The 24,212-nt window shown below is 68.6% G+C and carries 18 protein-coding genes; 9 read left to right on the top strand and 9 right to left on the bottom strand.

Annotated elements, in window-relative coordinates; genetic code table 11:
- Window positions 1–84 precede the first annotated feature (84 nt).
- Together OG405_RS21605 and OG405_RS21600 are read left to right on the top strand one after the other, a co-directional pair.
- On the top strand, window positions 85–789 hold the full coding sequence (locus OG405_RS21605) for an enoyl-CoA hydratase/isomerase family protein (protein ID WP_327148287.1): 705 nt from the start codon (window positions 85–87) through the stop codon (window positions 787–789).
- Window positions 790–1,053: 264 nt separating this feature from the next.
- The gene (locus OG405_RS21600; protein WP_442790777.1) at window positions 1,054–2,208 is read left to right on the top strand and encodes a M20 family metallopeptidase; all 1,155 of its coding nucleotides are present in this window, start codon (window positions 1,054–1,056) and stop codon (window positions 2,206–2,208) included.
- A gap of 1,091 nt (window positions 2,209–3,299) precedes the next feature.
- On the opposite strand, the gene OG405_RS21595 is transcribed toward OG405_RS21600, so the two are convergent.
- Window positions 3,300–3,779, bottom strand: a complete 480-nt coding sequence (locus OG405_RS21595; protein ID WP_327148285.1) for a gamma-glutamylcyclotransferase — start codon at window positions 3,777–3,779, stop codon at window positions 3,300–3,302.
- A 255-nt stretch (window positions 3,780–4,034) separates the two neighbouring features.
- Here OG405_RS21595 and OG405_RS21590 point away from each other — a divergent pair, with 255 nt between their 5' ends.
- The 4 genes from OG405_RS21590 (at window position 4,035) to OG405_RS21575 (ending at window position 9,782) form a co-directional block, all read left to right on the top strand.
- Window positions 4,035–5,438: an NAD(P)H-quinone dehydrogenase gene (locus OG405_RS21590; protein ID WP_327148284.1), complete on the top strand. Its 1,404-nt coding sequence runs from the start codon at window positions 4,035–4,037 to the stop codon at window positions 5,436–5,438.
- Window positions 5,439–6,276: 838 nt separating this feature from the next.
- Complete coding sequence (locus tag OG405_RS21585; RefSeq protein ID WP_327148283.1) at window positions 6,277–7,302, top strand: hypothetical protein; 1,026 nt, start codon at window positions 6,277–6,279, stop codon at window positions 7,300–7,302.
- Between the two features lie 73 nt (window positions 7,303–7,375).
- Complete coding sequence (locus OG405_RS21580; protein ID WP_327148282.1) at window positions 7,376–8,491, top strand: hypothetical protein; 1,116 nt, start codon at window positions 7,376–7,378, stop codon at window positions 8,489–8,491.
- Between the two features lie 85 nt (window positions 8,492–8,576).
- A complete protein-coding gene (locus OG405_RS21575) occupies window positions 8,577–9,782 on the top strand; it encodes an aminotransferase-like domain-containing protein (RefSeq protein ID WP_327148281.1) in 1,206 nt (401 codons plus the stop codon).
- On the opposite strand, the gene glpK is transcribed toward OG405_RS21575, so the two are convergent.
- Complete coding sequence (gene glpK, locus OG405_RS21570) at window positions 9,764–11,260, bottom strand: glycerol kinase GlpK (protein WP_327148280.1); 1,497 nt, start codon at window positions 11,258–11,260, stop codon at window positions 9,764–9,766. The genes OG405_RS21575 and glpK overlap by 19 nt on opposite strands.
- A 200-nt stretch (window positions 11,261–11,460) precedes the next feature.
- Between glpK and glpD the strand changes: the two genes are divergently transcribed.
- Window positions 11,461–13,194, top strand: coding sequence for a glycerol-3-phosphate dehydrogenase (glpD, locus tag OG405_RS21565; RefSeq protein ID WP_327152439.1), 1,734 nt, complete (start codon window positions 11,461–11,463; stop codon window positions 13,192–13,194).
- A 17-nt stretch (window positions 13,195–13,211) separates the two neighbouring features.
- On the opposite strand, the gene OG405_RS21560 is transcribed toward glpD, so the two are convergent.
- The 4 genes from OG405_RS21560 to vapB form a co-directional block, all read right to left on the bottom strand.
- Entirely contained in the window at window positions 13,212–13,400 is a 189-nt protein-coding gene (locus OG405_RS21560; RefSeq protein WP_327148279.1) for a hypothetical protein, read from the bottom strand.
- Window positions 13,401–13,513: 113 nt separating this feature from the next.
- The gene (locus tag OG405_RS21555) at window positions 13,514–14,293 is read right to left on the bottom strand and encodes a DNA-formamidopyrimidine glycosylase family protein (protein ID WP_327148278.1); all 780 of its coding nucleotides are present in this window, start codon (window positions 14,291–14,293) and stop codon (window positions 13,514–13,516) included.
- Window positions 14,294–14,311: 18 nt separating this feature from the next.
- Window positions 14,312–18,853, bottom strand: a complete 4,542-nt coding sequence (locus tag OG405_RS21550) for an ATP-dependent helicase (RefSeq protein ID WP_327148277.1) — start codon at window positions 18,851–18,853, stop codon at window positions 14,312–14,314.
- An 85-nt stretch (window positions 18,854–18,938) separates the two neighbouring features.
- On the bottom strand, window positions 18,939–19,217 hold the full coding sequence (vapB, locus tag OG405_RS21545; RefSeq protein WP_327148276.1) for a type II toxin-antitoxin system VapB family antitoxin: 279 nt from the start codon (window positions 19,215–19,217) through the stop codon (window positions 18,939–18,941).
- A gap of 94 nt (window positions 19,218–19,311) precedes the next feature.
- Here vapB and OG405_RS21540 point away from each other — a divergent pair, with 94 nt between their 5' ends.
- Window positions 19,312–19,863: a histidine phosphatase family protein gene (locus tag OG405_RS21540; RefSeq protein WP_327148275.1), complete on the top strand. Its 552-nt coding sequence runs from the start codon at window positions 19,312–19,314 to the stop codon at window positions 19,861–19,863.
- Between the two features lie 18 nt (window positions 19,864–19,881).
- On the opposite strand, the gene OG405_RS21535 is transcribed toward OG405_RS21540, so the two are convergent.
- The gene (locus tag OG405_RS21535) at window positions 19,882–21,705 is read right to left on the bottom strand and encodes a protein kinase domain-containing protein (protein ID WP_327148274.1); all 1,824 of its coding nucleotides are present in this window, start codon (window positions 21,703–21,705) and stop codon (window positions 19,882–19,884) included.
- Between the two features lie 207 nt (window positions 21,706–21,912).
- On the opposite strand from OG405_RS21535, the gene OG405_RS21530 reads away from it, so the two are divergent.
- Entirely contained in the window at window positions 21,913–22,257 is a 345-nt protein-coding gene (locus OG405_RS21530) for a hypothetical protein (protein ID WP_327148273.1), read from the top strand.
- A 22-nt stretch (window positions 22,258–22,279) separates the two neighbouring features.
- On the opposite strand, the gene lat is transcribed toward OG405_RS21530, so the two are convergent.
- Both lat and OG405_RS21520 read right to left on the bottom strand, forming a co-directional pair.
- The gene (gene lat / locus OG405_RS21525; protein ID WP_442790589.1) at window positions 22,280–23,638 is read right to left on the bottom strand and encodes an L-lysine 6-transaminase; all 1,359 of its coding nucleotides are present in this window, start codon (window positions 23,636–23,638) and stop codon (window positions 22,280–22,282) included.
- Window positions 23,639–23,722: 84 nt separating this feature from the next.
- On the bottom strand, window positions 23,723–24,175 hold the full coding sequence (locus tag OG405_RS21520; protein WP_327148272.1) for an Lrp/AsnC family transcriptional regulator: 453 nt from the start codon (window positions 24,173–24,175) through the stop codon (window positions 23,723–23,725).
- Window positions 24,176–24,212: the final 37 nt, after the last annotated feature.

The raw sequence follows: 24,212 nt of genomic DNA, 5'->3' as shown, positions 1-24,212 counted from the left end.
GCGCCCCGCCGGCCCGCCCGAACCGCTTGCGCCGGTGACGGCTCCGGCGCCCGCCCGCCGACCCGCAGCCGATACGCTGCACAGATGCCGTACCTGGAACGTGATGGGAACGTTTTCGTGCTCTCGCTGGGCAATGAGGGCCAGACCGACAGCGAGAACCGCTTCAGCCACGAGTGGATAGACGAGACACACGCGCTGCTGGATACGGTGGCCGCCAGTGAGGGACCGGCCGCGCTGGTCACCACCGCCACCGGGAAGTTCTTCAGCAACGGCCTCGACACCGACTGGCTGTTCGCGAATCTCGACCGGATGCACGGCTACCTCGACCGCGTGCACAGCGTGTTCAGCCGGATCCTGGCCTTCCCGCTGCCCACCGTCGCCGCCGTCAACGGCCACGCCTTCGGCGCCGGAGCCATGCTCGCGACCTCGCACGACTTCCGGGTCATGCGGGCCGACCGCGGGTTCTGGTGCCTGCCCGAAGTGCATCTGGGAATGCCCTTCACCATCGGCATGAACGCCCTGATCAGCAGCAGGTTGACCAATCAGGTGGCGGTGACGGCCATGACCACCGGACACCGCTTCGGCGCCGCGGAAGCCCTCGCCGCCGGGATCGTCGACGATATCGCCGAGCCCGCCGCGTTGCGCACCGCCGCGGTGGAACGAGCGGCGGGACTGGCCGCAAACCGGACACCCAGCCTGCCCGCCATCAAACGTTCCCTGCACGCCACGGCCCTGACCGGGCTGGCGGTGCCGACCACTCCCGATAACCTGGCATTCGCCTCGAACTAGCGTCGAACGAGCCCGCCGCACCGGATGCGCGGGCGCGGCGCGGATGCCGTTCGCGCACGGATCCGGCTGCGGTGCGAAACTGGAGGATACGGCCGTTCCCCGGGGGATAGCGGAACCGCCGGTATGTACCGCGGCCACGGTCGCGGACGATACGTGTACGGATGGCCCGTACACGTGCAGAAGCGGTTCACAGCTGCTCGTTCTACGACAGGAGGACATTCGGTGAGCACAACCGGCCGTACGGTGCGAGACGGACAGGACGCGGTGACGGCGTGGCTGGCCGAGCACACGGTCGATCTCGTTCAATGGCGCAGGCACATCCACGCCAACCCGGAATTATCCCGCACCGAGTTCGCGACCACCGAGTTCGTCGGCACTTGGCTGACGAAGGCCGGACTCCCGTTCCGGGTACTGCCGACCGGTACCGGTCTGATCTGCGATATCGGTCCCGAGAACGCGCCGCGAATCGCGTTACGTGCCGATATGGACGCGCTGGCACTCCAGGAATTCACCGGCCGGCCCTTCGCCTCCACGGTTCCCGGGGTCTCCCACGCCTGTGGCCACGACGCGCACACCAGCATCCTGCTCGGTACCGCCCTGGCTCTGGCCGACCACGACCTACCGGTAGGTGTGCGGTTGATCTTCCAGCACGCCGAGGAAGTCATGCCCGGAGGCGCCATCGACATGGTCGCCAATGGGGCTGTGCACGGTGTGGACCGGGTATTCGCCCTGCACTGCGACCCGCGACTGGAAGCCGGCAAGGTCGGCATCCGGGTCGGTGCCATCACCTCCGCGGCCGACACTGTCGAACTGGTCCTGGACTCACCCGGCGGGCATACCTCACGCCCCCACCTCACCAGCGACCTCGTCTACGCCATCGGCACCGTCATCACCGGTCTGCCCGGTCTGCTCACCCGCCGGATCGACCCCCGCACCAGCACGGTCATGGTGTGGGGAGCGGTCAGCGCCGGTAAAGCACCCAACGCGATCCCACAGACCGGCATGCTCACCGGCACCGTACGAACCGGCGACCACGCCACCTGGGCGCTGCTCGAACCGATGGTGCGCGAAATCGTCGACGGCCTGCTCGCCCCGACCGGAGTGCGCTATCAACTCGACTACCGGCGCGGGGTACCCCCCGTCGTCAACGACGAAAAATCGGTCCGCATGTTCAGCGACGCGGTCCGCGCCATCGGCCCCGACGCCCTCGCCGACACCCCCCAATCCGGCGGTGGTGAGGACTTCTCCTGGTACCTGGAAGAAGTCCCCGGCGCGATGGCCCGCCTCGGCGTCTGGTCCGGCGAAGGCCCTCAGCTCGACCTGCACCAGCCGACGTTCGACATCGACGAGCGAGCGCTGCCGGTGGGGGTTCGGACGTTGACGAATATCGTTCTGCAAGCGGGGCAAGAATTGGTTTGAGCGTTCCGGTAGGGGCCGGGGCCGGCCGGGTCGCGGCCTCGCTTGCACCCCGACCCACCGGTGGAGCCGAGGCGGCTTCGCCGGCGGGGTCGGGGTGAACGTGGTGTGCGGAGGTCGGGAGAGTGGATCTGCTGGTGAGGCTGAGGGGTGGGCTTGCTTGCGGGGGTGAGTGGTGGGCTTGCTTGCAGGGGTGAGTGGTGGGCTAACTGGTGAGGGGTGAGTGATGGGCTTGTTGGTGAGAGCGGGTGTGTGTTTGCTCGTGAGGGGTGAGAAGTGAGGTTGCTCGTGAAGGTGAGGGTGGGTTCGTAGGTGAAGGTGCGGGATGGGTTCGCTGGTGAAGGCTGACAGTGTGTGCTGGTTCGTGAAGGTGCGGGGTGGGTTTGTAGGTGAGGGGTTTGTTGATGAAGAGGAGGGGTGGGCTCGCTCGTGAAGGTGGAGGTGGGCTTGCTCGTGGGAGGGTGAGAGGTGGGCTTGCTCGTGGGAGGGTGAGAGGTGAGCTTGCTCGTGAAGGTGCTGTGTTTTTGGCGCGCTGGCGCGCGCGGGGGTTGAGGCCCTGAAGTCTCGCCGTTCAGGCCTCGAGACTTGCGCCTTCGGCGCATGCGCTTTCGAGGCCTGAACGGCGAGACGGCCTCAACCCTTTGGGTGTCTCGTAAAACTCGACTCATGCGGTTGCGCCGGGATTCGCGGTCGCGGTCGGCATCCGGGTTTGAGAGCATTGCGCGGGTCGGTGGAGGGTGCCCGTGCCCGGTCGGTCGCATGGTGCGGTCGAGGGTTGTGTGTCTGTCACTCGGTTCCGGTGGCTGTTCGCCGGTGAGCTCGCCTTTGTTCCGGCGGGTTCCTCGGGTTCGTATCACCGGCAAACCTCGTGTGTGTCGCTTTCGTGGACGGTCGCGCTCGCCCGGTGCCGAGTTTTACGAGGCCCGAAAAGGTCGAGCCCGTCCCGCCCTTGGCCGGAGGTGCTCCGCAGGTCACATTCCACGGATGGCCGACCGCACGTCGCATGCGCCGAAGGCGCGAGTCTCGAGGGCGCAGCGGCGGGACTTCCAGGGGCCTCGACCCGCGGCGCCGCAGGCGCCGCAAATAAACACAGCTCAGCTGAAGTTGTTTCCCGGTCCCACGTTCCGGCTGTTGCGTGTACGCAACGCGTGGACGTATTCCTCGGGCGCGCCGGCCTTCTCGGCGGCATCGGCCATCACGCCGATGTATCGCGCCGAGGGCAGCCCACCTTCGTACGCGTCGAGGACGTACAGCCACGCGAGGATCGGGTCGGTGCCGCTGCCCGGACTGGGCGAGACGCGGAGCCGGATCTTGCGGTGGATCCCGAAATCGGAGCCTTCCCAGCGGTCGAGCCGTTGCTCGTCTTCCGGGGAGACGTCGTAGAGCACGACGAAGACCCTGGAGCCGGGTTCTTCGACGACGGTGGCGAGCGGACCTTCCCAGCCGATATCGTCCCCGCTGAACGTGAGGCGCCAGCCCTCCAGCCAGCCCGTCCCGGACATGGGGGAGTGCGGACAGCGCTCGAGCATCTGGGTCGAATCCATATTGGACCCGTAGGCAGCGTAGATCGGCACACCGGCAGCTTAGTTGTGTGGTCGCTCGCTTCGGTACGGGGCGTCGTAATTCGCTTTCCAGGATGTGCTTCGACCGGTCGGGCCGCCCGGGGCGCGGGTGTGGCGGCGGGTACCCGCCGGGTACCACGAGCTTCGCTCCGGTCGGACGCGGAATGCCGATGGCCCTGCGCCGAGCAGCACCTATTAGGCTGGACGCGGCGAGTGAGGGCCGCGAAGCTGCCGCGCCGCGCGCGGGTGATCAGGACAGGGGAATGTATGACCCGCATTGCAATCATCGGTGGCGGACCGGCCGGTTACGAGGCAGCCCTGGTCGCGGCCCAGCACGGGGCGCAAGTGGTGCTGATCGATTCCGACGGTATCGGCGGGGCGTGTGTGCTCTGGGATTGCGTGCCGTCGAAAACCTTCATCGCCTCCACCGGTGTGCGGACCGATCTGCGGCGTGCCCGGAACCTGGGGATCACTCTCGATCCGAGTCAAGCGGCGGTGCGGTTGCCGGAGGTCAACGAGCGGGTGAAGGCGCTGGCGCTGGCGCAGTCCTCCGATATCCGGTCGAAGTTGCAGGCGGCGGGGGTTCGAGTGCTGCCGGGGCGGGGCCGGCTGGCGGGTGCGGGATCGGGCCGGGCGACACATCGGGTCGTGGTGTCGTTCCCTGACTCGACCGAAGAGGTCGTCGAAGCGGAGGTGGTGCTGCTCGCGACCGGCGCCTCGCCGCGGGTGCTGCCCGGTGCCGAGCCGGACGGGGAGCGGATCCTGAACTGGCGCCAGCTCTACGATCTGGCGGAGCTGCCGGAGACCTTGGTGGTGGTCGGTTCCGGTGTGACCGGCGCCGAATTCGTTTCCGCATATACGGAAATGGGTGTGCGGGTGATCCTGGTGTCCAGCCGGGACCGGGTACTGCCGGGTGAGGACGCCGATGCCGCGCTGGTCCTGGAGGACGCCTTCGCCGAACGCGGTGTGGAACTGGTGAAGCACGCCCGTGCCGACAAGGTGGAGCGTACGGGCGATTCGGTGCTGGTCACCCTGGCCGACGGCCGCACCGTTTCGGGATCGCATGCGCTGATGACCGTCGGCTCCATCCCGAACACCGGTGATCTCGGCCTGGAACAGGCCGGTATCGAACTCGATCGGGGCGGATACCTGCGGGTGGACCGGGTATCGCGGACCGGGGTGCCCGGTATCTACGCCGCGGGTGACTGCACGGGTTTGTTGCCGCTTGCGTCGGTGGCCGCGATGCAGGGCCGGATCGCCATGTATCACGCGCTGGGCGAGGGAGTCAGCCCGATCCGCCTCAAAACGGTGGCCTCGGCGGTGTTCACCCGCCCGGAGATCGCGACGGTGGGCGTGAGTCAGACCGCGATCGATGACGGTGAGGTTCCGGCGCGCACGGTGATGCTGCCGCTCAACACCAATCCGCGGGCGAAGATGTCGGGGTTGCGCCGCGGTTTCGTGAAGATCTTCTGCCGCCCGGCGACGGGGGTGGTGATCGGTGGTGTGGTGGTCGCGCCGATCGCTTCGGAGCTGATCATGCCGATCGCGCTCGCGGTGCAGAACAACTTGACGGTCAATGATCTGGCGCAGACTTTTTCGGTGTACCCGTCGCTCACCGGTTCGGTCATGGAGGCCGCCCGTCAACTCATGCGCCACGACGACTTGGGCTGAGTTCATTTGCCCCGCCTGCGGCGGGGCGGGTCGGGGCCCTCGTGACCCCGATTCTTCACTCCTCCGCTCGGTCGCTGCGCTCCCTCGCTCCGTCGCTCCAGAATCGGGGCGGGCCCCGACCGCGGCGGGCGGCCATCCGGAATAGACGGAAAGTGCGAGCGAATCGGGGAGGTGAGAGTGCGGATGCGCCGGACTGTCTCGGTAGGTCACGGCTTCGTCGGTGCTCAACAGTCGGCGCTCTCCGCTGGCCGACCGCACATGATCGGTCGCCGCGCTCCTTCGCTTCCGCGCTACGGAAAAGGGCTCGACCTCGGAAACCGGCCGTCTGTGAGGGTGTGAGGCCCGGAGGGAGTGCCTCGATCGACTCGTGTAAGCCTTGCGCTTCGAGCGCTCGACGGTCGCGGTCGTGGACCCGGCACGGGCGGCCGTTATGCCCTCGTTCGGTTGCTGTTCTCTCGCTTTGTCGCTACATAAAAAGGGCAGATACTTTCTGCGCATGCCCGCTGTGCGGAGAATGCGTCCGAGAACGAATTCCGGGCGCGGAACCGGGTCTGAGTTACGGGTCGCGTCGCTGCTTTTTCATTGGTTCGCCGCCCGTGAGTGTTCCTGCCGGTGGTGAGTTTTCGCCACATTGCCGGAACTGCTCGAGTATGGTTCACTTCCCAGGCAGAGATGCGATCGACGGGCGGTCGCGAGGTTTGGTGCCGGGGGGTTCGTCCTTTCGGACTCGGACAGCGAGGCCCACTTCGGGTCACCCGCTGGAGTTCGTGTCTCGGATGAGACGGAACTGGATGTGAACCGCAGTGGCGACGCATCCGGGAAAGGGATTGGGCGAATAGTGAAACATCGTAAGCCGAACCGGGTGGGCCGGGCGGTGGCGAGCACTTCGCTGCCTCTTGCAACTGCCGCGGCCATGGCCATTTTCGCGTCGCCGGCGGGGGCCGTTCCGAGCGATCAGCCGGCGACACCGACGACACCGGCGCCTGCGCCTTCGCAGCCGGGCACCAACGAGCAGCAGAACGGTCCGGAGACCACTCCGAGCCAGCCGGGCGTGCAGAGCGATCAGGAGCGGCCGGAGAGCAGCCCCACGCCGAGCCCGAGCCAGCCCGGTGTCACGACTCCGGAGAAGGACGGCCAGAACGACCAGGGCCTGACCGGACCGACCCAGCCGGGTGTCACCAGCCCGCGCGTGGCGCCGCTGCCGGTGCCCGGTCAGCCTGCCCCGGCGCAGCCGGCGATCTCGCCGAATACGCCGCAGGGTCAGCAGCCGCCCGCGAAGCCGGGTGACGCCCCGGCCGCGTCGCCGGACACCGAGGGTGAGAACGCGGAGCCGGGTGCGCCGCAGACCGATGCCCTGGTCGCGCCGCAGAGCCCGCAGTGGCAGGCGCCGAGTCTGGACGAGGCGCCGGTGGCGCCGGTGGTCGAGATGCAGGGTCCGCATACGGAGATCGGTGCCGCCCTCGACGGTGGTTCGCTGGCTCCGGGGCATTTCGCCAACACCCATCACTTCTCCAACCAGGCCGGCTACGTCGGTACGGCCGGTTTCCGTACTCCCACGGGTACGGGCGAGGCCGGTATCTCGGTGGAGTTCGTCGACGAGAACACCATCAACGTGTCGACGTTCACCGGTGGGAACGGACTGCCGGACAACCGCCTCGACCATGTCATCGACACCACGCCGGTGAACACGGCGAAGGCCGCCGTCGAACATTGGATCGTTCAGCAGCCGGGCGGTGCCGCCGCCCTGGACGCTGTGGCCAAGATTCCGCCGCCGCCGCCGTTGCTGCCGCCTGGTAACTACCCGGAGCAGGGATTGAACGTCGGTGGCGTCAATACCCAGTGGGGTGGTTCACTCCAGTACTGACGCGAGTGAAATCTTGCCGGGTGGGGCGGTCGTGTACGGCCGCCCCACCCGCGTGTCTCGGAAGGGATGGGCTGTGACCGGCGAGGGTGAAGGCAGGGAGCGCGAACCCGACCGGGCGGATTTCGGGCCCCCTACCGGCGATTTCGGTCCGCCGGTGTCGGGGTTCGGTCCGCCGACGGGTGAGGTACCGGAGCCGGGCTGGAAGCCGACTCCGCGCCCGGAGGATTCCGGGCTGACCTGGCGACCGGCCGGTGGTTCGGGGGCTTCGGCCCCGGAGCCGCCGCCGGTTCCGCCGCCACCGCCGCAGTATCGGGCACCGGGCAGTTCGATTCCGGTCCAGGTTCCGGCTCCGGCCGATTCCCGCCCGGTGGCGCGGCCCACGGTCGGCGCATCCGATCCGGACTCGACCACGGTCCGCCATCAGATCCCGCCGGAACCGATCGCGCGCAACACCGCCGGGCGTGCGCCGGAGTCGGACCAGGCCACTGTTCGTCACCAGACGGGACCGGACCTGCGCTGGCCTTCGCCGAATCAGTCGAATCAACCGGATCAGTCCGGTGGGTCCGATCCGGCCGCGGGTTCGGCGCGGCCCCGGCCGGGAGGTTTGTCCTGGGACAGCGACCCGATCGCGCAGAAGCTCACCCCACAGTCGGTGGCCGGTGCGCTGTCGACGAAACCCCGCCGCCGTCCCCCGGTCGGCCGGATTGTGACGGGCGTGGCGGTCCTGGTGGCTCTGGTCGCGGTAGGGGTGGCGATCGTCGAGGTGAGTGGAGGTGACGATGAACCGTCGACGCCTGCGACTGCCGATTCCGCGCTGAGCTGCCCGGCGAGCGAGGAGAGCGGGGTGATCGTGGGCGACGGGGTCGGGGATACGACCAGCGGCGCGGGCGCCATCCTGGGGTTCCAGCACCAGTTCTATGTGGAGCGCGATGGTATCGGGGCCCGCCAGTTCGTGGCGGTGGATTCGCCTGCTATCTCGAGCGCGGAGACGATCCAGGACGCGATCGATATGCATATCCCGGCGGGCACCGCACATTGTGTGCGGATCACCGAGCGGGCCCCGGCGTCCTTCGACGTCGATCTCACCGAGTTGCAGCCCGACGGTAAGAAGACCGTGTACAAGCAGACAGTGACCACGGTGGATCGGGACGGTAAAACCGTGCTGTGGGTGATCGCGGATCGGCGCTGATCCCAGTATGTGAAATCACAATGCCAAATGGTGAAAATTCGTGGGATGATCGGGTGCACTACCTGGTGATTCTCCGGAGGCCCCCATGCCGCACTACGAACCGCCGCTGGCCGGCAAGCTGGCCGGCCTCACCAGCTCCGCTATCCGTGACCTGCTGAAACTCACCGCCGATCCGAATATCGTGAGCCTGGCCGGAGGTCTGCCCGACGCCGAACTCATGCCCGGTGCGCGGATCGCCGCCGCGGCCGAATCGGCACTGCGCGGCAGCGCCACACTCCAGTACACCGAGTCACCGGGGTGGGGTCCGCTGCGCGAAGTACTCGCCGACCGGGAATCGGACAGGCTGGGGCGCCGGGTCGATATCGCCGAGGTCTTCGTAACCCACGGTTCCCAGCAGGCACTGTCGTTGCTCGCGGAGGTACTGCTGGACCCGGGCGCGCTGGTGGTGGTCGAGGATCCGGCCTATGTCGGTGCGCTGCAGGTGTTCCGCGCCGCCGGAGCGCGGATCGCCGCGGTGCCGCTGGACGACGAGGGTCTACGGGTCGACCTGCTCGCGGAGTTGATCGCCGGCGGGGAACGGCCGGCTGTCGTGCACACCGTGAGCAATTTCCACAATCCGGGTGGCGTAACCATGAGCCCGGTACGCCGGCAGGCGCTGGCGGCGCTGGCCGAAGAGCACGGTTTCTGGGTGATCGAGGACGACCCGTACGGCGAACTGTGGTTCGACCGGCCCGCGCCCTTGCCGGTGGCCTCGTACTCGGCATCGGTGATCCGGCTGTCGTCGGCGTCGAAGATCATCGCGCCCACCCTGCGGGTGGGCTGGATGGTGGCTCCGGAACGGGTGTGCCGGGCCGTCGAACTGCTGAAACAAGGCGCCGACCTGTGCGGTTCGGCATTGACCCAGCAGATAGCCGCCGAACTACTCGCCGATTCCACCTGGCTCGCCGGTCATATCGAGACCGTCCGCAGGGTGTACGCGGTGCGCGCCGAGGCCCTGGTCGAGGCCGCGCGAGACCACTTCGGCGATACGTTGCGCTGTTCGGCGCCTTCCGGGGGCATGTTCGTCTGGGCGGAGTTCACCGACGGAACCGACACCACCGAACTACTGCCCCACGCGCTCGACGCCGGGGTCGCCTTCGTACCGGGGCGGGCCTTCGCGGTGAGCGAGCTCTATTCGAACGCTATGCGGATGTGTTTCACCACCGCTGCGCCGGAAGCGCTCGCCGAGGCGGTGACACGGCTGGCCCGCGCCGCCGAGCACCGGACGCCGGTTCACTCCGCCCAGTTGTAGGTCCGTTCGACCGCCTTGTTCCAGTCACCGAGCCGGGTTTCGCGTTCGGTGGCGGACATGGCGGGAATCCAGGTCTTGTCCGCGGTCCAGTTGGCCCGGATATCGTCGGTGCCCGACCAGTATCCGACCGCCAGCCCGGCCGCGTAGGCGGCCCCGAGCGCCGTGGTCTCGTTGACCAGCGGGCGGACGACCGGTAGATCGAGGATATCGGCCTGGAACTGCATCAGCAGGTCGTTGCCCACCATCCCGCCGTCGACCTTGAGCGCGGTCGCCTCCAGATCCAACGACCGGGCTTCGGCATCGGCACGCATGGCGTCCATCACCTCACGGGTCTGGAACGCGGTCGATTCCAGGATCGCGCGGGCGAGGTGGGCTTTGGTGACGAAGCGAGTGAGGCCGGCGATCACCCCGCGGGCATCGGGCCGCCAGCGCGGGGCGAACAGGCCGGAGAACGCCGGCACGATATAGGCGCCGCCGTTGTCCTCCACCGTGCGCGCGAGATCTTCGATCTCCGGCGCCGCGGAGATGATGCCGAGATTGTCTCGGAACCACTGCACCAGAGCGCCGGTCACCGCGATCGACCCCTCCAGCGCGTACACCGGCGGATCTTCGCCGAGCCGGTAGCAGACCGTGGTGAGCAGTCCGTGCTCGCTGAAGACCGGGGTGGTGCCGGTGTTCAGCAGCATGAAGTTGCCGGTGCCGTAGGTGTTCTTTGCCTCGCCCGGAGCCAGGCACGCCTGGCCGAACATCGCGGCCTGCTGATCGCCGAGGATTCCGGCGACCGGCACCCCCGCCAGCGGACCCGCGCCGATCTCCGCGTAGATCTCCGACGAACTGCGGATCTCCGGGAGCATCGCGACGGGTACCCCGATCTCCGCGCAGATCTGCTCATCCCAGGCGAGCGTCCGCAGATCCATCAACAAGGTGCGGGAGGCGTTGGTGACGTCGGTGATGTGCCGGCCGGTGAGCTTCCACAGCAGCCAGCTGTCGACGGTGCCGAAACACAGTTCGCCCGCCTCGGCGCGCTCCCGGGCACCCGGCACGGTATCGAGGATCCAGCGGACCTTCGGCCCGGAGAAGTAGGTGGACAGCGGTAGTCCGGTGCGTTCGGCGTAACGCGCCGCGCCGGACTCCCCGGCGAGTTCGGTGCACAGGCGGTCGGTGCGGGTGTCCTGCCAGACGATGGCGTTGTGCACGGGCCGCCCGGTGTCGCGCTCCCAGACGACGGTCGTCTCACGTTGATTGGTGGCCCCGACCGCCGCGATATCGGCAGCGGTGATATCCGCCTCGTCCAGGACTGCGCCGAGGACGAATTCGGTATTGCGCCAGAGCGTTTCCGGGTCGTGCTCGACCCAGCCGGGCTTCGGGAAGATCTGATCGTGCTCGCGCTGGGCGACGCCCGCGATCTGTCCCTGCCGGTCGAACAAGATACATCTGCTCGAGGTCGTGCCCTGGTCGATGGCGGCCACATAGCGCATGGCGAGAGGCTAGCGTAATCCGGCATGTCGGTGACGGCTGTCTCCCTGTGGTGGCGCGCCCCGGTTTTCCGCCTACGCTGTAGATCGAAAGCGGGAATCCACAGCCGAACCCAGTCGATCTCGTACTCCAGGAGTCGAACCGACCTGCGCGTTCGCTACGGCCTCCGCGAACCGCATGTACCTGCTCACGAGGAGGAATGATGCCCATACAACCGGGATCGCAATTTCTCGGACCGGATCAGCGTCGCGCGGCATGGGACCGCATGGGCAAGGAACATTTCGATGTGGTGGTGGTCGGCGGCGGGGTCGTCGGTGCCGGAATCGCACTCGACGCAGCCACCCGGGGACTGAGGGTGGCGCTGGTGGAAGCGCGGGATCTGGGGTCGGGAACCTCGAGCCGGTCGTCCAAGATGTTCCACGGGGGTCTGCGGTACCTGGAACAACTCGAGTTCGGGCTCGTCCGCGAGGCGCTGAAGGAACGCGAACTGTCCATGTCGCGGCTCGCACCGCATCTGGTGAAACCGCTCCGGTTCCTCTATCCGCTCACCCGCCGTGCCTGGGAGCGTCCCTACGTCGCGGCGGGTCTATTCCTCTACGATTCCATGGGCGGCGCGAAATCTGTTCCGGGGCAGCGCCATCTGAGTAGGCACGGGGCGCTGCGGCTGGCTCCCGGCCTGCGGCGCAACTCGATGATCGGCGGGATCAGCTACTACGACACGGTGGTCGACGACGCCCGCCACACCATGACCATCGCCCGTACCGCGGCCCACTACGGCGCGGTGATCCGCACCTCCACCCAGGTGGTGGGGTTCCTGCGGGAAGCCGACCGGGTGGTCGGGGTGCAGATGCGCGACAGCGAGGACGGCACCACCGGCGAAGTCCGGGCGCATGTGGTGATCAACGCGGCCGGGGTGTGGACCGACGAGGTGCAGGCGCTGTCACAGCAGCGGGGCCGGTTCCATGTGCGGGCGTCCAAGGGCGTGCATATCGTGGTCCCGCGCGACCGGATCATCAGCGATGCCGCGATCATCCTCCGGACCGCCACTTCGGTGCTGTTCGTGATCCCGTGGGGTGCGCACTGGATCGTGGGCACCACCGACACCGACTGGAATCTCGACCTGGCCCATCCGGCCGCCACCAAGGCCGATATCGACTACCTGCTGGACCGGGTGAACGAGGTCCTGGTCACGCCACTGACCCATGCCGATATCGATGGTGTGTACGCGGGCCTGCGGCCGCTGCTGGCCGGGGAGAGCGACGAGACCTCGAAGCTCTCGCGTGAGCACGCGGTGGCGCGCACCGCGCCGGGACTGGTGGCGATCGCCGGCGGAAAATACACGACCTACCGGGTGATGGCCTATGACGCGGTGGACGAGGCCGCCCAGGACATCCCGGCCCGGGTCTCACCCTCGATCACCGAGAAGGTCCCGCTGCTGGGTGCCGACGGGTATTTCGCGCTGGTCAACCAGACCGTGCAGCTGGCCGAGGAGTACGGGGTGCACCCGTACCGGGTGAAGCATCTGCTGGACCGCTACGGTTCGCTGATCGACGAGGTCATGGCACTGGCCGCCGACCGGCCCGATCTCAAACAACCGATCGCGGCGGCACCTTCTTATCTGCGGGTCGAAGCCGTGTACGCCGTAGCCGCGGAAGGGGCGCTACATCTCGACGATGTCCTCGCGCGACGAACCCGGATCTCCATCGAATACCCGCACCGCGGCGCCGAATGCGCCGACGAGGTAGCCGGGCTCATCGCCCCGGTGCTCGGTTGGAGCGATGCGGAGACCGATCGTGAAGTCCGGACCTATCTCGCCCGAGTGGACGCCGAGGTCCGATCACAGACCCAGCCCGACGACGCCTCGGCCGACGCACTGCGCATCGCCGCACCCGAACCGCGGCCGGAGATCCTGGAGCCGGTACCCACCGACGGCTGAACAACCCCCCGCCGCGCTCAGTGGGCGGCGGGATAGTGGCCGGGAGCCGTGGTCACCGCAGGTCCGAGCGGTACGGGTGTCGGCGCCTGCGGTGTCGCGGCGGGATGTAGCAGGAAGTAGCAGAACACCGCGGTGGCCACCACTGCCAGCACTGCGGAGAGCAGCTTGCCGGTGACGGCGGCCAAGTGGACGGTTCGGACGTTCATGGGACCTGCTTCCGGTGCGGTACCCGTGTGTCGTCGGAAAGCGGCCGAACATTACTGCGCTCATGGCGGCCGTCACAGACAGGGCAGCGGCCGGTCCGGGCCAGCGTACGGGCTCAAACCGGCGGGACCTGGCATTTCGGGCAGAAGTAGATCCCGCGTTCCCGTCGGCTGACCCGGTCGTATCCCGGGACGGTCTCGCCCAGCATCTCCACTCGCAGCGAGGTCCCGCACCGCCGACAGGGGCGAGGAGCCCGGCCGTAGGCCAGCGGCCGCCACGGCGGCTGGTGCGCGGCTCGGTGCAGTACCCGGTGTGCCTCGTGCACCAGCGCCGCCAGATCGTCCACCTCACCGACCGGGAGCGCCGGATGGACTCGGCGCAGATAGCAGATCTCGCTCCGATAGATATTGCCTATCCCGGCCAGATTGCGCTGATCGAGCAGCGCGAGGCCGATCGGCCGGACCGGGTCACGGCTGAGCCTGTCCACGGCCTCGGCGGGATCCCACCCCGGTCCCAGCAGATCCGGTCCCAGGTGTTCGACGGCGCGATGTTCCTCGCTGCGCCGCAGAACCTCCACCACGCCGAGATCGAAGCCGACGGCCTCGGCGTCGGCGGTACCGAGCACGATCCGCGCGGCGACCCGCGGTTTGGTCCACCGCTGGCCGCAGCGGAAAACCCGCCAGGTGCCCTCCATCTTCAGGTGGGTGTGCACACTGACGGTTTCGGTGCGGATGAACAGATGCTTTCCGTAACTGCCGACGCTGTCCACCACCTGGCCACGCAGATCGACCGTCGCGTACCGGGGCACCCGGAAATCACTGCGGGTCAGCGTCGCGCCGTCGAGCGCGGCCCGCAGTCGCGTGGCGGCGAGAAAGACCACATCACCCTCGGGCATCGCGGGCCTGTGTCGTGGTCATGGGCGGCGCCGAAGGCGCAAGCCCTGCGGGGTCGCGGCGAAACCGGCTGCGGTGAGGAAGGCGGCGAAGGTATTGCCGTGAACCGATTCGCCGTCTACCCGGTCGATGACCAGCGAATCGGCCCGCCCGGTCCGGACCAGGTCGGCCAGTGCCCCGGCCGCGGCCTGTCGAGCGGTGGGATCTTCGGTGCAGGTGAGCAGCGTTTTTCCGCCGCGTTCCAGGTAGAGGACGAGTTCACCGTCGACCAGGACGACCAATGCGCCCGCTTTCCGGCCCGGTCGGTGACCGGCCCCGCCTTCGGTCTTGGGCCACGGGAGCGCGGCGCCGTAGGGGTTGGCGGGATCGCAGGCCGCGAGTGCCAGCGCGGCATCCGTGGGCTTGCGGTCGCTGTCGAAGGAGCGCAGCCGGTCCACCACATCGGTGGTGGAGAATTGGGCACCGCCGAGCGAATCGATGAAATACCCGCGGCGGCAGCGGCCGCGATCCTCGAACTCGCTGAGTACGCGGTATACGAGTGCGAAGCCGCCGGGGACGCCCTCACCCTGCACCGACCCCTTGGTCAGGACGCCGTAGCGTTCCAACAGCAGGTCGGCGGTGGCATGGGCACGGACTGTGTTGTCGGTCGCCCGGTCGGGCAGCAGCGACCAGCGGCCCGCCACGGTCGGTGGGCCGGAACGGCTCGGCATCGCCGGCCGGGGCAGGTAGGTGCGGCCGCGAGGAGCGCGCCGCGGGGTCCGGTGCGCGGTAGGGGTCCGGGTCGATCCGGACAGCCGGGCCCGTACCGGGGCGAAGGTGTCACCGGAGACCAGACCCGCCCAGACCAGGTCCCACAGGGCGGCCGCGACCCCGGCGTCGTCGAGCAGGCCCGTCGCGTCCGACAGTTGACGGAAGAAATAGGCGCCACCGCTGTGCGGAACCGGTGATGCGGTGGGATCGGCATCGGGCCGATGGCCGGCCGGGGTGGTGAGGGCCGGTCCGGCGCCGAGGGCCGCGAGCAGAGCGAGATGGGTCTCGGTGAATTCGGGTTCGTCGGCCGGTGGGAGAGTGAGCGGAGCTCGGTCGGCCGGGTGCAGGGCGACCCAGCCGTCCTTGGCGTTGATGACGCCGTGTCCGGACCAGCGGACCTCGCCGGTGGCCATGAGTTCGTCGAGGAACGCGGGTGTGTAATCGCGGATCCGGGCCGGTAGCACCAGTGATTCCCATGCCGACGCGGGGATCGGGACGCCGGCGAGTTGCTCCACCACTGTCGCCACGCCGTCGATACCGCGCAGTTCACCGGTACCGATGTGCTGCCAGTCGGGTAGGAACCGGCCGAAGGTCCCGGTGGATACCGGTTCCACCTCGTGCCGGGCGGCGGCGAGACTGCGCCGTCGCAACCGCCGCAGCACCTGGGTATCGCACCATTCCGTACCGCCGGTCTCCGGGGTGAATTCACCTTCCACCACCCGTTTCTCGATGCCGAGGCGATGCAGCGCCGACCCCGCGACCGAGACGCCCAGCCCGAACCGGTGCGCGACCGACTCCGTGGTGAACGGACCGTGGGTCCGGGCGAAGCGGGCCACCAGATCGCCGAGCGGGTCGGGGACCGGTTCGATGAAGGCGGCCGGGGTGCCGATCGGCAGCGGAACACCCAGCGCATCGCGTAAGCGGGCGGCGTCCTCGATCGCGGCCCACCACACCTCGCCCGCATAGGACACCTCGAGCGCGCGCCGGGCCCCGGCGAGTTCGGCGAACCAGTCCGCGGGGTCCGCGCGGCAGCGGTGCCGTGCTTCGGCCGCGGTGATCGGTCCGAGCAGCCGCAGCAGATCCGCCAGGCCTTCCATATCCCGGGCCTGCCGGTCCGGGGCGAGGCGTTGCAGTTCCGACTCGACCTGGGCGATGACCTCGCCGTCCAGCAGTTCTCGCAACTCGACCCGGCCGAGCAGTTCGGCGAGCAGCGCCGAGTCGAGGGAGAGGGCCGCGGCCCGGCGTTCGGCCAGTGGGCTGTCGCCGTCGTACATGAACTGGCCGATGTAATCGAACAACAGCGCGTTGGCGAACGGTGACGGGGTGGCGGTCTCCACTTCGACCAGGCGCACCCGGCGGCGCGCCACCTCGGTGAGCAGGTCCCGCAGCGCGGGCAGGTCGTACACATCGCGCAGGCATTCGCGCACCGTCTCCAGCAGGATCGGGAACTCCGGGAATTTCCTGGCTACATCGAGGAGCTGAGCCGACCGCTGTCGTTGCTGCCACAGTGGCGCGCGTCGTCCGGGATCGCGGCGCGGCAGCAGCAGTGCCCGGGCGGCGCACTCCCGGAAACGGGACGCGAACAGTGCCGAGCCGCCGACCTGTTCGGTGACCAGGTCGTCGATCTCGTCCGGTTCGAAGACGAACAGTTCCGCGCCCGGCGGCTCGTCGGTGGTGTCGGGTAGCCGCACCACGATGCCGTCGTCGGAGGCATTCGGTGCGGCATCGACCCCGAAACGTTCGCGCAGCCGGGCGCCCACAGCCAGTCCCCAGGCCGCGTGCACCGGCAGCCCGTAGGGTGAATGCAGGACCAGCCGCCAGTCGCCCAGTTCGTCTCGGAAACGTTCGACCACCAGGGTTCGGTCGGTGGGCAGCCGGCCGGTCGCGGTGCGCTGATCCTCGAGCAGTGCACGCAGATTCGCGGTGGCGTTCTCGTCCAGCCCGGCGGCGGTGGTTTGTTCGGTCAGTGTTTCGGGCGAGGTCTGTGACCCGGCCCGTCGGACGAATTCACCCAGCGCGGCACCGAGTTCGGCCGGGCGCCCGAGCGAATCACCATGCCAGAACGGCAACCGTCCGGGCTGCCCGAACGCGGGTGTCACCAGCACCCGGTCGTAGGTGATGTCCTCGATCCGCCAGCTGGTGGCACCGAGAGCGAAGATATCGCCCACGCGGGACTCGTAGACCATCTCCTCGTCGAGTTCGCCCACCCGCGAGGCTTTCTCACCGACCATGTACACCGCGAACATGCCGCGGTCGGGTATGGCGCCGCCCGAGGTCACCGCCAGTCGCTGGGCGCCGGGCCGTCCGGTGAGCGTGCCGGCGTCACGGTCCCACACCAGCCGCGGCCGCAGCTCGGCGAATTCGTCGGAGGGGTAGCGGCCGGCCAGCAGATCGAGCACCGCCTCGTACGAGGATCGGGGCAGCGACGCGTAACTGCCGGTGCCGCGCACCGTGTCGAACCAGGCATCGACGTCCAGCGGCTCGAGCGCGCAGGCCGCGACGGTCTGCTGGGCGAGGATATCGAGCGGATGCGCCGGTATCTTCAATGCCTCGATCTGCCCCGACAGCATCCGCTGGGCCGCCACCGCGCAGTGCACGACATCGGTGCGATGTTTGGGGAACAGCACACCGCGCGAAATCTCGCCCACCTGGTGCCCGGCCCGTCCGACGCGCTGTAGTCCGCTCGCCACCGAGGGTGGAGCCTCGACCTGGACCACCAGATCCACCGCGCCCATATCGATACCGAGTTCGAGGCTGCTGGTGGCCACCACACAGCGCAGCCGGCCGCTTTTGAGGTCGTCTTCGATGAGGGCGCGCTGCTCCTTGCTCACCGACCCGTGGTGGGCGCGGGCGAGCAACTGTTCGGCGCCGTGGGCGACCTCGGTGGACGGGCCGAGTTGGGCGGGTGGGGCATGGGCGGTGTCGACGGACTCGCCGATCCGGTCGGCGTAGGTTTCGTTCAGCCGGGCGGTCAGCCGTTCGGCGAGCCGGCGTGAATTGGCGAACACGATCGAGGAGCGGTGGTCGAGCACGAGTTGGACAATCGCCTCGTCCACATGCGGCCACAGCGATCCGGGCTGGTCCGAATCGCCCGGCTCGGTCATATCCGGGACCGGGACCCGCACGGAGAGGTCGAAGGTTTTCGGTGCCGGTGGAGAGACGATGGTGATCGGCGCCGGCCCCACCAGGAACCGGCCCACTGCCTCCGGCGGCCGGACGGTCGCGGAGAGACCGATTCGCTGCGCGGGTCGTTCGGTGAGGGCATCGAGCCGGGCGAGGGAGAGCGCGAGATGCGATCCCCGTTTGGAACCGGCGATGGCGTGTACCTCGTCCACGATCACCGTCCGCACGCTGCGCAATGTTTCCCGGGCCGCGGAGGTGAGCATCAGGAACAGTGATTCGGGCGTGGTGATGAGGATATCGGGCGGGGTGCGCTGTAGTCGGCGGCGTTCCTGGGTGGTGGTATCGCCGGAACGGACGCCGACGCTGATCTCCGGCGCCACCAGGCCGAGGCGGCGGGCAGTCTGGCGTACCCCCACCAGCGGTGCCCGCAGATTTCGTTCCACATCCACGGCCAGCGCCTTGAGCGGGGAGATGTAGAGCACCGAGGTACCCGAGTCCGGTGGATCGCCCGCGGCCAGCTGATCGATCGCCCACAGGAAAGCCGACAGGGTCTTACCCGACCCTGTCGGCGCGATCACCAGGGTGTGCTCCCCGGCCGCGATCGCCTGCCACGCCCCCAGCTGCGCGGCTGTCGGCGCAGGGAACGCACCGTCGAACCACTGCTGGGTGGCGGCGGAGAAAACGGTCACGGAACCCAGTGTGCACCGGGGCACCGACACCGGGCCGGATGCGGCCCTGACCCGGCCGGTAGGGGCCGGCCGGGTGTGGAAGCGGTCAGCCCGGGGCCTCCTCGACCAGATAGGGGCCGGTGAGACCCGGATCGGCGAATTCGGTCTCGGGGACATCGGGGGAGAGCAGGTCGGGGGTGTGATCCTCGCCGATCAGTCCGGCCAGCCGGACCAGATCCGAGGTGGTCAACCAGCCGACCGGCCGGAACTCCCGGCTGAGTCGGCGGCGGAGGAACTCGGTTCGGGAAATACCCAGGCCATTGGCTTGCCGGTCGATCTCGTCGATGACCGCACCGGGAACGGCGCGGATCAGAATATCTGTCATCCTCGATCACCTCCTGCTGGCAGCGGGGCACGATGGGCCGGGAGCCGGTACGAACCGGCTACCGGTGACAGTCCGGCATTTCTATGCTTCGACGGTGCCTGGTGTTCGAAAACTCGACTTGATCTCCCACGGCGTCACCGAGGCGTCGCGGGCGGCGCGGTTCCCGGCCGACGAACCGCTCACCCCGGCGGGGCGGGCGGCGCTGGCGGACCGGGCGGTCGAACCACCGGCGGGCGCACTGGTGCTCGCGGGCCCGGAGCGGCGGACCGGAGAGACTGCCCGACTACTGGGCCTGGACGCCGCACCACTATCGACATTACGCGATCTCGATGCCGGTGCCTGGCGTGGTGCGGAACTCGGCCTGCTGGCACCGGAGGAGGTGGGGCGCTGGCTGACCGAGCCCGGGTACCGCCACCACGGTGGCGAGTCGGTTCTGGACCTGATCGAACGGGTCCGCGGATGGCTCGGCGAGGTGGTCGCCGAGGCACAGCCGCACACTCTCGCGGTGACGCATCCAGCGGTGATCCGGGCGGTCCTGGTCGTCGCCCTGGACTCCGCGCCGCAGTCTTTCTGGCGATTCGATGTGGCGCCGGGGGCTCGGGTCCGATTGCACTATCGCACCGCGTGGACCTTACGGCTGAACTGATCGGCCGGGTCCCTCGGACTACTGCGCGTCCACGGCGACCGTGGTGCCGAAGGACAGCGGGAAATCGCGGAAGGTGATGCTCGCCGGCACCGATCCGGCGGGCAGTCCGTAGACCAGATGGGTACCCAGCGATTCGCCCGGTCGCAGGTTTCGCGGAGCGGCCGCGGCGGCCGCGCGCTGGGCGGTGGCGGTCACATCGGGGCTGTATTTCGCGCCCGCCGTATCGTTGAGCTCTTGTCCCAGCGGCAGGTAGGTCTTCGACTGGTCCGCGATATTTCGGACGGTGAAGCTGACCACCACGAAGGTCCCCTCGGCGCGTTCGATACCGACGGCGCGCACCCCTGATTCCACGTTCAGCACCGCGAACTCGAAATTGCCGTCCCGGACCGGGACGCCCGGATCCGCGACGGTCGCATTCGCCGGTCTGTCGTCACCACTGAAGAACCGGATCGATCCGGCGCCTTCGAACAGTGCGGCCACACAGCCGCCGATCAGTAGCAGCGGCACCACGACGAGCACGATCAGCCACAGCAACAGCCGCCGCGATCTGTTCTTGCGGCGCCGGGGCGTTCTGGTGCGGGTGCGCGGTGCGCGCCGACCGGGCGGCGGGCCCGGATAGTGCGGCGCGGGGCGGTTCGGGGCGACCGGGGGACCGCCGCCACCCCGGCTGTGCGGTGCGGGTCCGGCGGTCTGTGCCGGGCTGCCGGCGTAGCCCGGCCGCATCCCGGTCTCCAGCCGGGTATAGGCCCGGGTGGGCGGATGAGCGGGAGGATGCGCCGCCCCTCCGGGCGCGTGGTCGGTGTATACCCGGGTCGGCCGATAGGCGGGGGAGGGCACCGGCTCGCCGGGACGGTGTTCGGTATAGGCGCGGGTTCCCGGGTGGGCAGCCGCGGGTTCGGGCCGGTCATCTGCTTCGTAGTGGCGGGTCCCGGGATGCTCGGCCGCCCGGACGGCTGGATCCGCAGCGCTCGCGGTCCCCGGCTGGGCGGTGGCGGTCCCCGCCAGTACGGTGGTGGCGGTCCCCGCCAGTGCGGCCGTGGCGGCCCGCGCGAAATCCCCGGCGCTCCGGTAGCGATCCCCGGGCTCCTTCGCCATCGCCCGGGCGATCACCCGGTCCAGTTCCGCCGGAATCCCCGGCACCAGGGCGCGCACACTGGGCGGGGTGGTCGTGAGATGGTCGTGCATCTGCCGGGCCGGATCGGTCGCGCCGAACGGCCGGACCCCGGCCAGACATTCGTAGAGCACACAGCCGAGGGAGTAGATATCGGCGCGGGCGTCGGAATGCCCGGTGAACCGTTCGGGGGCCATATACGCCCAGGTGCCGACCGCCAGTCCCGATGCTGTGAGCGCGGCGCTGTCGGCGCCGCGTGCGATACCGAAGTCGATGAGGTAGGCGAAGCCGTCGCGCCGGACGACGATATTGGACGGTTTCACATCCCGGTGTACCAGTCCGGCCCGATGCGCGGCATCCAGCGCCGCTGCGGTCTGAGCGACGATATCGACTGCGCGCACCGGCGGCAGCGCGCCGCTCGTGCGCAGGGTCCGGCCCAGATCGTCGCCCTCGACGAATTCCATTTCGATGAACAACCGGCCGTCCAGCGCGCCGTGCGCGTCGATCGGCACGATATGGCTGTCGTGCAGGCGGGCGGCGAGCTCGGCCTCGCGTTCGAACCGGCTCCGGTAGGTCTGATCCGCGGCGAGTTCGGCGGGCAACAGCTTCAACGCGACCCGGCCGCCCGGGCGTCCGCCGGCCGGTTCGGTGTGTGCGAGCCACACTTGACCCATCCCACCCTGGCCCAGCAATCGCTCGAGCCGGTAACGGCCCAATCGCTGCCCGGTCATGACGCACCCTTCCCGATCACCGCCGACCCGCGGTCCGGACGGTCACGGTGGTCCGGGCCCGCCCGGGGCCGGACTGTACCCCGACCCTAGTGGGCGCGGTCGGCGATGCCCATCGGCAATCCGTGCACGGGTGGAAAGAGGGCGGCGGTACGCCGTAGGCGCACAGGCGGAGCGAACGCCGGCGCCGGGCTGTGCCAGGGTGAGCGGATGGAGGCGATCGAGATCAATGCGGGCGCATGGTATCTGCGTGCGCTGCGGGCCGATGAGCGGATCGACGACCGGCCGGCGCTGGCCGCGAACGGGATCACCGATCCGGAGTACGTCACCCGGCGGCGTACCCAGTGGGCCGAGGAGTCCCGCTTCTCCTGGGCGGTATGTGAACCGACCACCGCGGAACTGGTGGCCGAGATCGGCGTGACCCCTCGACGAGACGGGACCGCCGAGATCGAGAGCTGGGCACTTCCCGGCCACCGGGAGGCGCTCGACGTCGCGGAGCCGGCGGTTCGCCGGTTCGCCGAGGGCGCGCTGGGTTTGCGTCCCGACCCGGCCTGACCGGTTCGCGAGCCGGGGCCGGTCAGCCGAGGTCGGTGAGTACGCGGTCCAATGCGGCCACCGCCGCCGTGAGTTCATCGGGCTCCACGGTCAGCGGCGGCCGGAACCGGATACCGCGCTCACCGGTGCCGATCATCAGCACCCGTTCGCGTTCGCGCAGGGTAGTGAGTACCGCATCACGGAAGGCGGTGTCGGATAGAGTTACGGCGCACATCAACCCCCGGCCGCGCGGTTCGGTGACCGTGGGATGCCGGTCGGCGAGTTCGCGCAGCAGGTCCAGTAGCGAGCGGCCTTGTTCGGCAGCCCGGTCGACCAGTCCGTCGAGTTCGATCACCTCGAGAATTCGGGTGGCCCGCACCATATCGGCGAGATTTCCGCCCCAGGTGGAATTCAGGCGCGAGGACACGGCGAACACATTGTCGCCGACCTCGTCCACCCGGCCACCGGCCATGATCCCGCACACCTGGGTCTTCTTCCCGAACGCCACCACATCCGGCTCCAGTCCGAGCTGCTGGTAGGCCCAGGTACTTCCGGTCATCCCGACGCCGGTCTGCACCTCGTCGACGATGAACAGCGCGTCGTTGGCGTGGCACAGGTCCTGGACGGCCCGCAGGAATTGCGGCCGCATATGGCGGTCGCCGCCTTCGCCTTGGATCGGCTCGGCGATGAAGCAGGCGATCCCGTTGGGCCGTTCGGTGAACGCGCGCGCTGCCTGCTCCAGTGCATGGCGCTCGGCCGCTTCGATATCGATACCTGTTCCGAGGCAGGGTGTTTCGATTCGTGGCCAATCGAAGGCGGGGAACCGATCGGTTTTGACCGGGTCGGTGTTGGTCAGCGACAGGGTGTATCCGGTACGGCCGTGGAATGCGCCGGTGAGGTGCAGGACGCCACCTTCGAACCCGGGACATGTTGTGCGACCGTTCATCTGGTTGTGTCGGCTCTTCCAGTCGAACGCGGTCTTGAGAGCGTTCTCCACTGCGAGCGCGCCACCGTCGATGAAGAACAGGTGCGGTAGGCGCGGATCGCCGAGCACCCGGACGAAGGTCTCCACGAAACGCGCCATCTCGACCGTGTAGATATCGGAGTTGCTCGGCTTGTTCACTGCGGCCGTGAGCAATTCGGCGCGGAACCCGGCGTCCCCGGCCAGCGCGGGATGGTTCATGCCGAGGGCGCTGGAGGCGAAGAAACCGAACATATCGAGGTAGTCGGTGCCGTCGCGCGCGTCCACCAGATGGCGGCCGTGGGATGCGCTCAGGTCGAGTACCAGATCGAAACCGTCGGCCAGCATATTGGCCGAGAGTGTCTCGAACACGCGAGAGGCGGGGATGCGGCCGTTGGTTCTGCCACCGCCCGTGCCGGAGTGCTCCAGTTCGATGGTCACACTCCGACGGTACGGGACCGAACCCGGCTTGTCAGAAAGATTTTCTGACAAGTCCGTAACTAAAGGGACTTGTTACGGTATCGACTACTTTTCATAGAATGTCTGCAGGATTATGGTGCTCCGGGTTCGGACATTGGCCGTCGCCCGGATCTGCTGCAGCAACTGTTCCAGATGCCGCGGTGAGGCCACCCGCACCAGCAGGATGTAGCTCTCGTCGCCAGCCACCGAATGGCAGGCCTCGATACCGGGCATGTTCTGCAGTGCCGCCGGGGCGTCGTCGGGCTGGGAGGGATCGAGAGGAGTGATCGCCACAAATGCCGACAGCAGCTGTCCCAGTGCTTCGGGATCGACGTTCGCGGTATAACCACGGATCACGCCGCGCGCCTCGAGCCTGCGCACGCGTGACTGCACGGCGGATACCGAAAGACTCGCCTTCTCGGCCAGATTGGACAGGGTCGCCCGTCCATCGGCCATCAGTTCCCGGATCAGCAGGCGATCGATCTCGTCCAGGGCTGGTTTTGCCGGTGTTTCCGCCATCAGCGAAGGCTAACGTAGCGGACACACCGCCGGAACA

Origin of the sequence: Nocardia sp. NBC_01329, from assembly GCF_035956715.1 — a bacterium.
Lineage (GTDB): Bacteria > Actinomycetota > Actinomycetes > Mycobacteriales > Mycobacteriaceae > Nocardia.
The sequence above is the reverse complement of the archived record's forward strand: the minus strand, read 5'-3'. Positions and strand labels throughout refer to the sequence as shown.

Excerpts from the sequence above, each read along its gene's own strand:
- OG405_RS21555 (WP_327148278.1), bottom strand. The coding sequence starts at position 14,293 with ATGCCCGAGGGTGATGTGGTCTTTCTCGCCGCCACGCGACTGCGGGCC.
- glpD (WP_327152439.1), top strand. The coding sequence starts at position 11,461 with ATGCCCATACAACCGGGATCGCAATTTCTCGGACCGGATCAGCGTCGC.
- OG405_RS21520 (WP_327148272.1), bottom strand. The coding sequence starts at position 24,175 with ATGGCGGAAACACCGGCAAAACCAGCCCTGGACGAGATCGATCGCCTG.
- OG405_RS21530 (WP_327148273.1), top strand. The coding sequence starts at position 21,913 with ATGGAGGCGATCGAGATCAATGCGGGCGCATGGTATCTGCGTGCGCTG.
- OG405_RS21575 (WP_327148281.1), top strand. The coding sequence starts at position 8,577 with ATGCCGCACTACGAACCGCCGCTGGCCGGCAAGCTGGCCGGCCTCACC.
- OG405_RS21535 (WP_327148274.1), bottom strand. The coding sequence starts at position 21,705 with ATGACCGGGCAGCGATTGGGCCGTTACCGGCTCGAGCGATTGCTGGGC.
- OG405_RS21560 (WP_327148279.1), bottom strand. The coding sequence starts at position 13,400 with ATGAACGTCCGAACCGTCCACTTGGCCGCCGTCACCGGCAAGCTGCTC.
- OG405_RS21605 (WP_327148287.1), top strand. The coding sequence starts at position 85 with ATGCCGTACCTGGAACGTGATGGGAACGTTTTCGTGCTCTCGCTGGGC.
- vapB (WP_327148276.1), bottom strand. The coding sequence starts at position 19,217 with ATGACAGATATTCTGATCCGCGCCGTTCCCGGTGCGGTCATCGACGAG.
- glpK (WP_327148280.1), bottom strand. The coding sequence starts at position 11,260 with ATGCGCTATGTGGCCGCCATCGACCAGGGCACGACCTCGAGCAGATGT.
- OG405_RS21590 (WP_327148284.1), top strand. The coding sequence starts at position 4,035 with ATGACCCGCATTGCAATCATCGGTGGCGGACCGGCCGGTTACGAGGCA.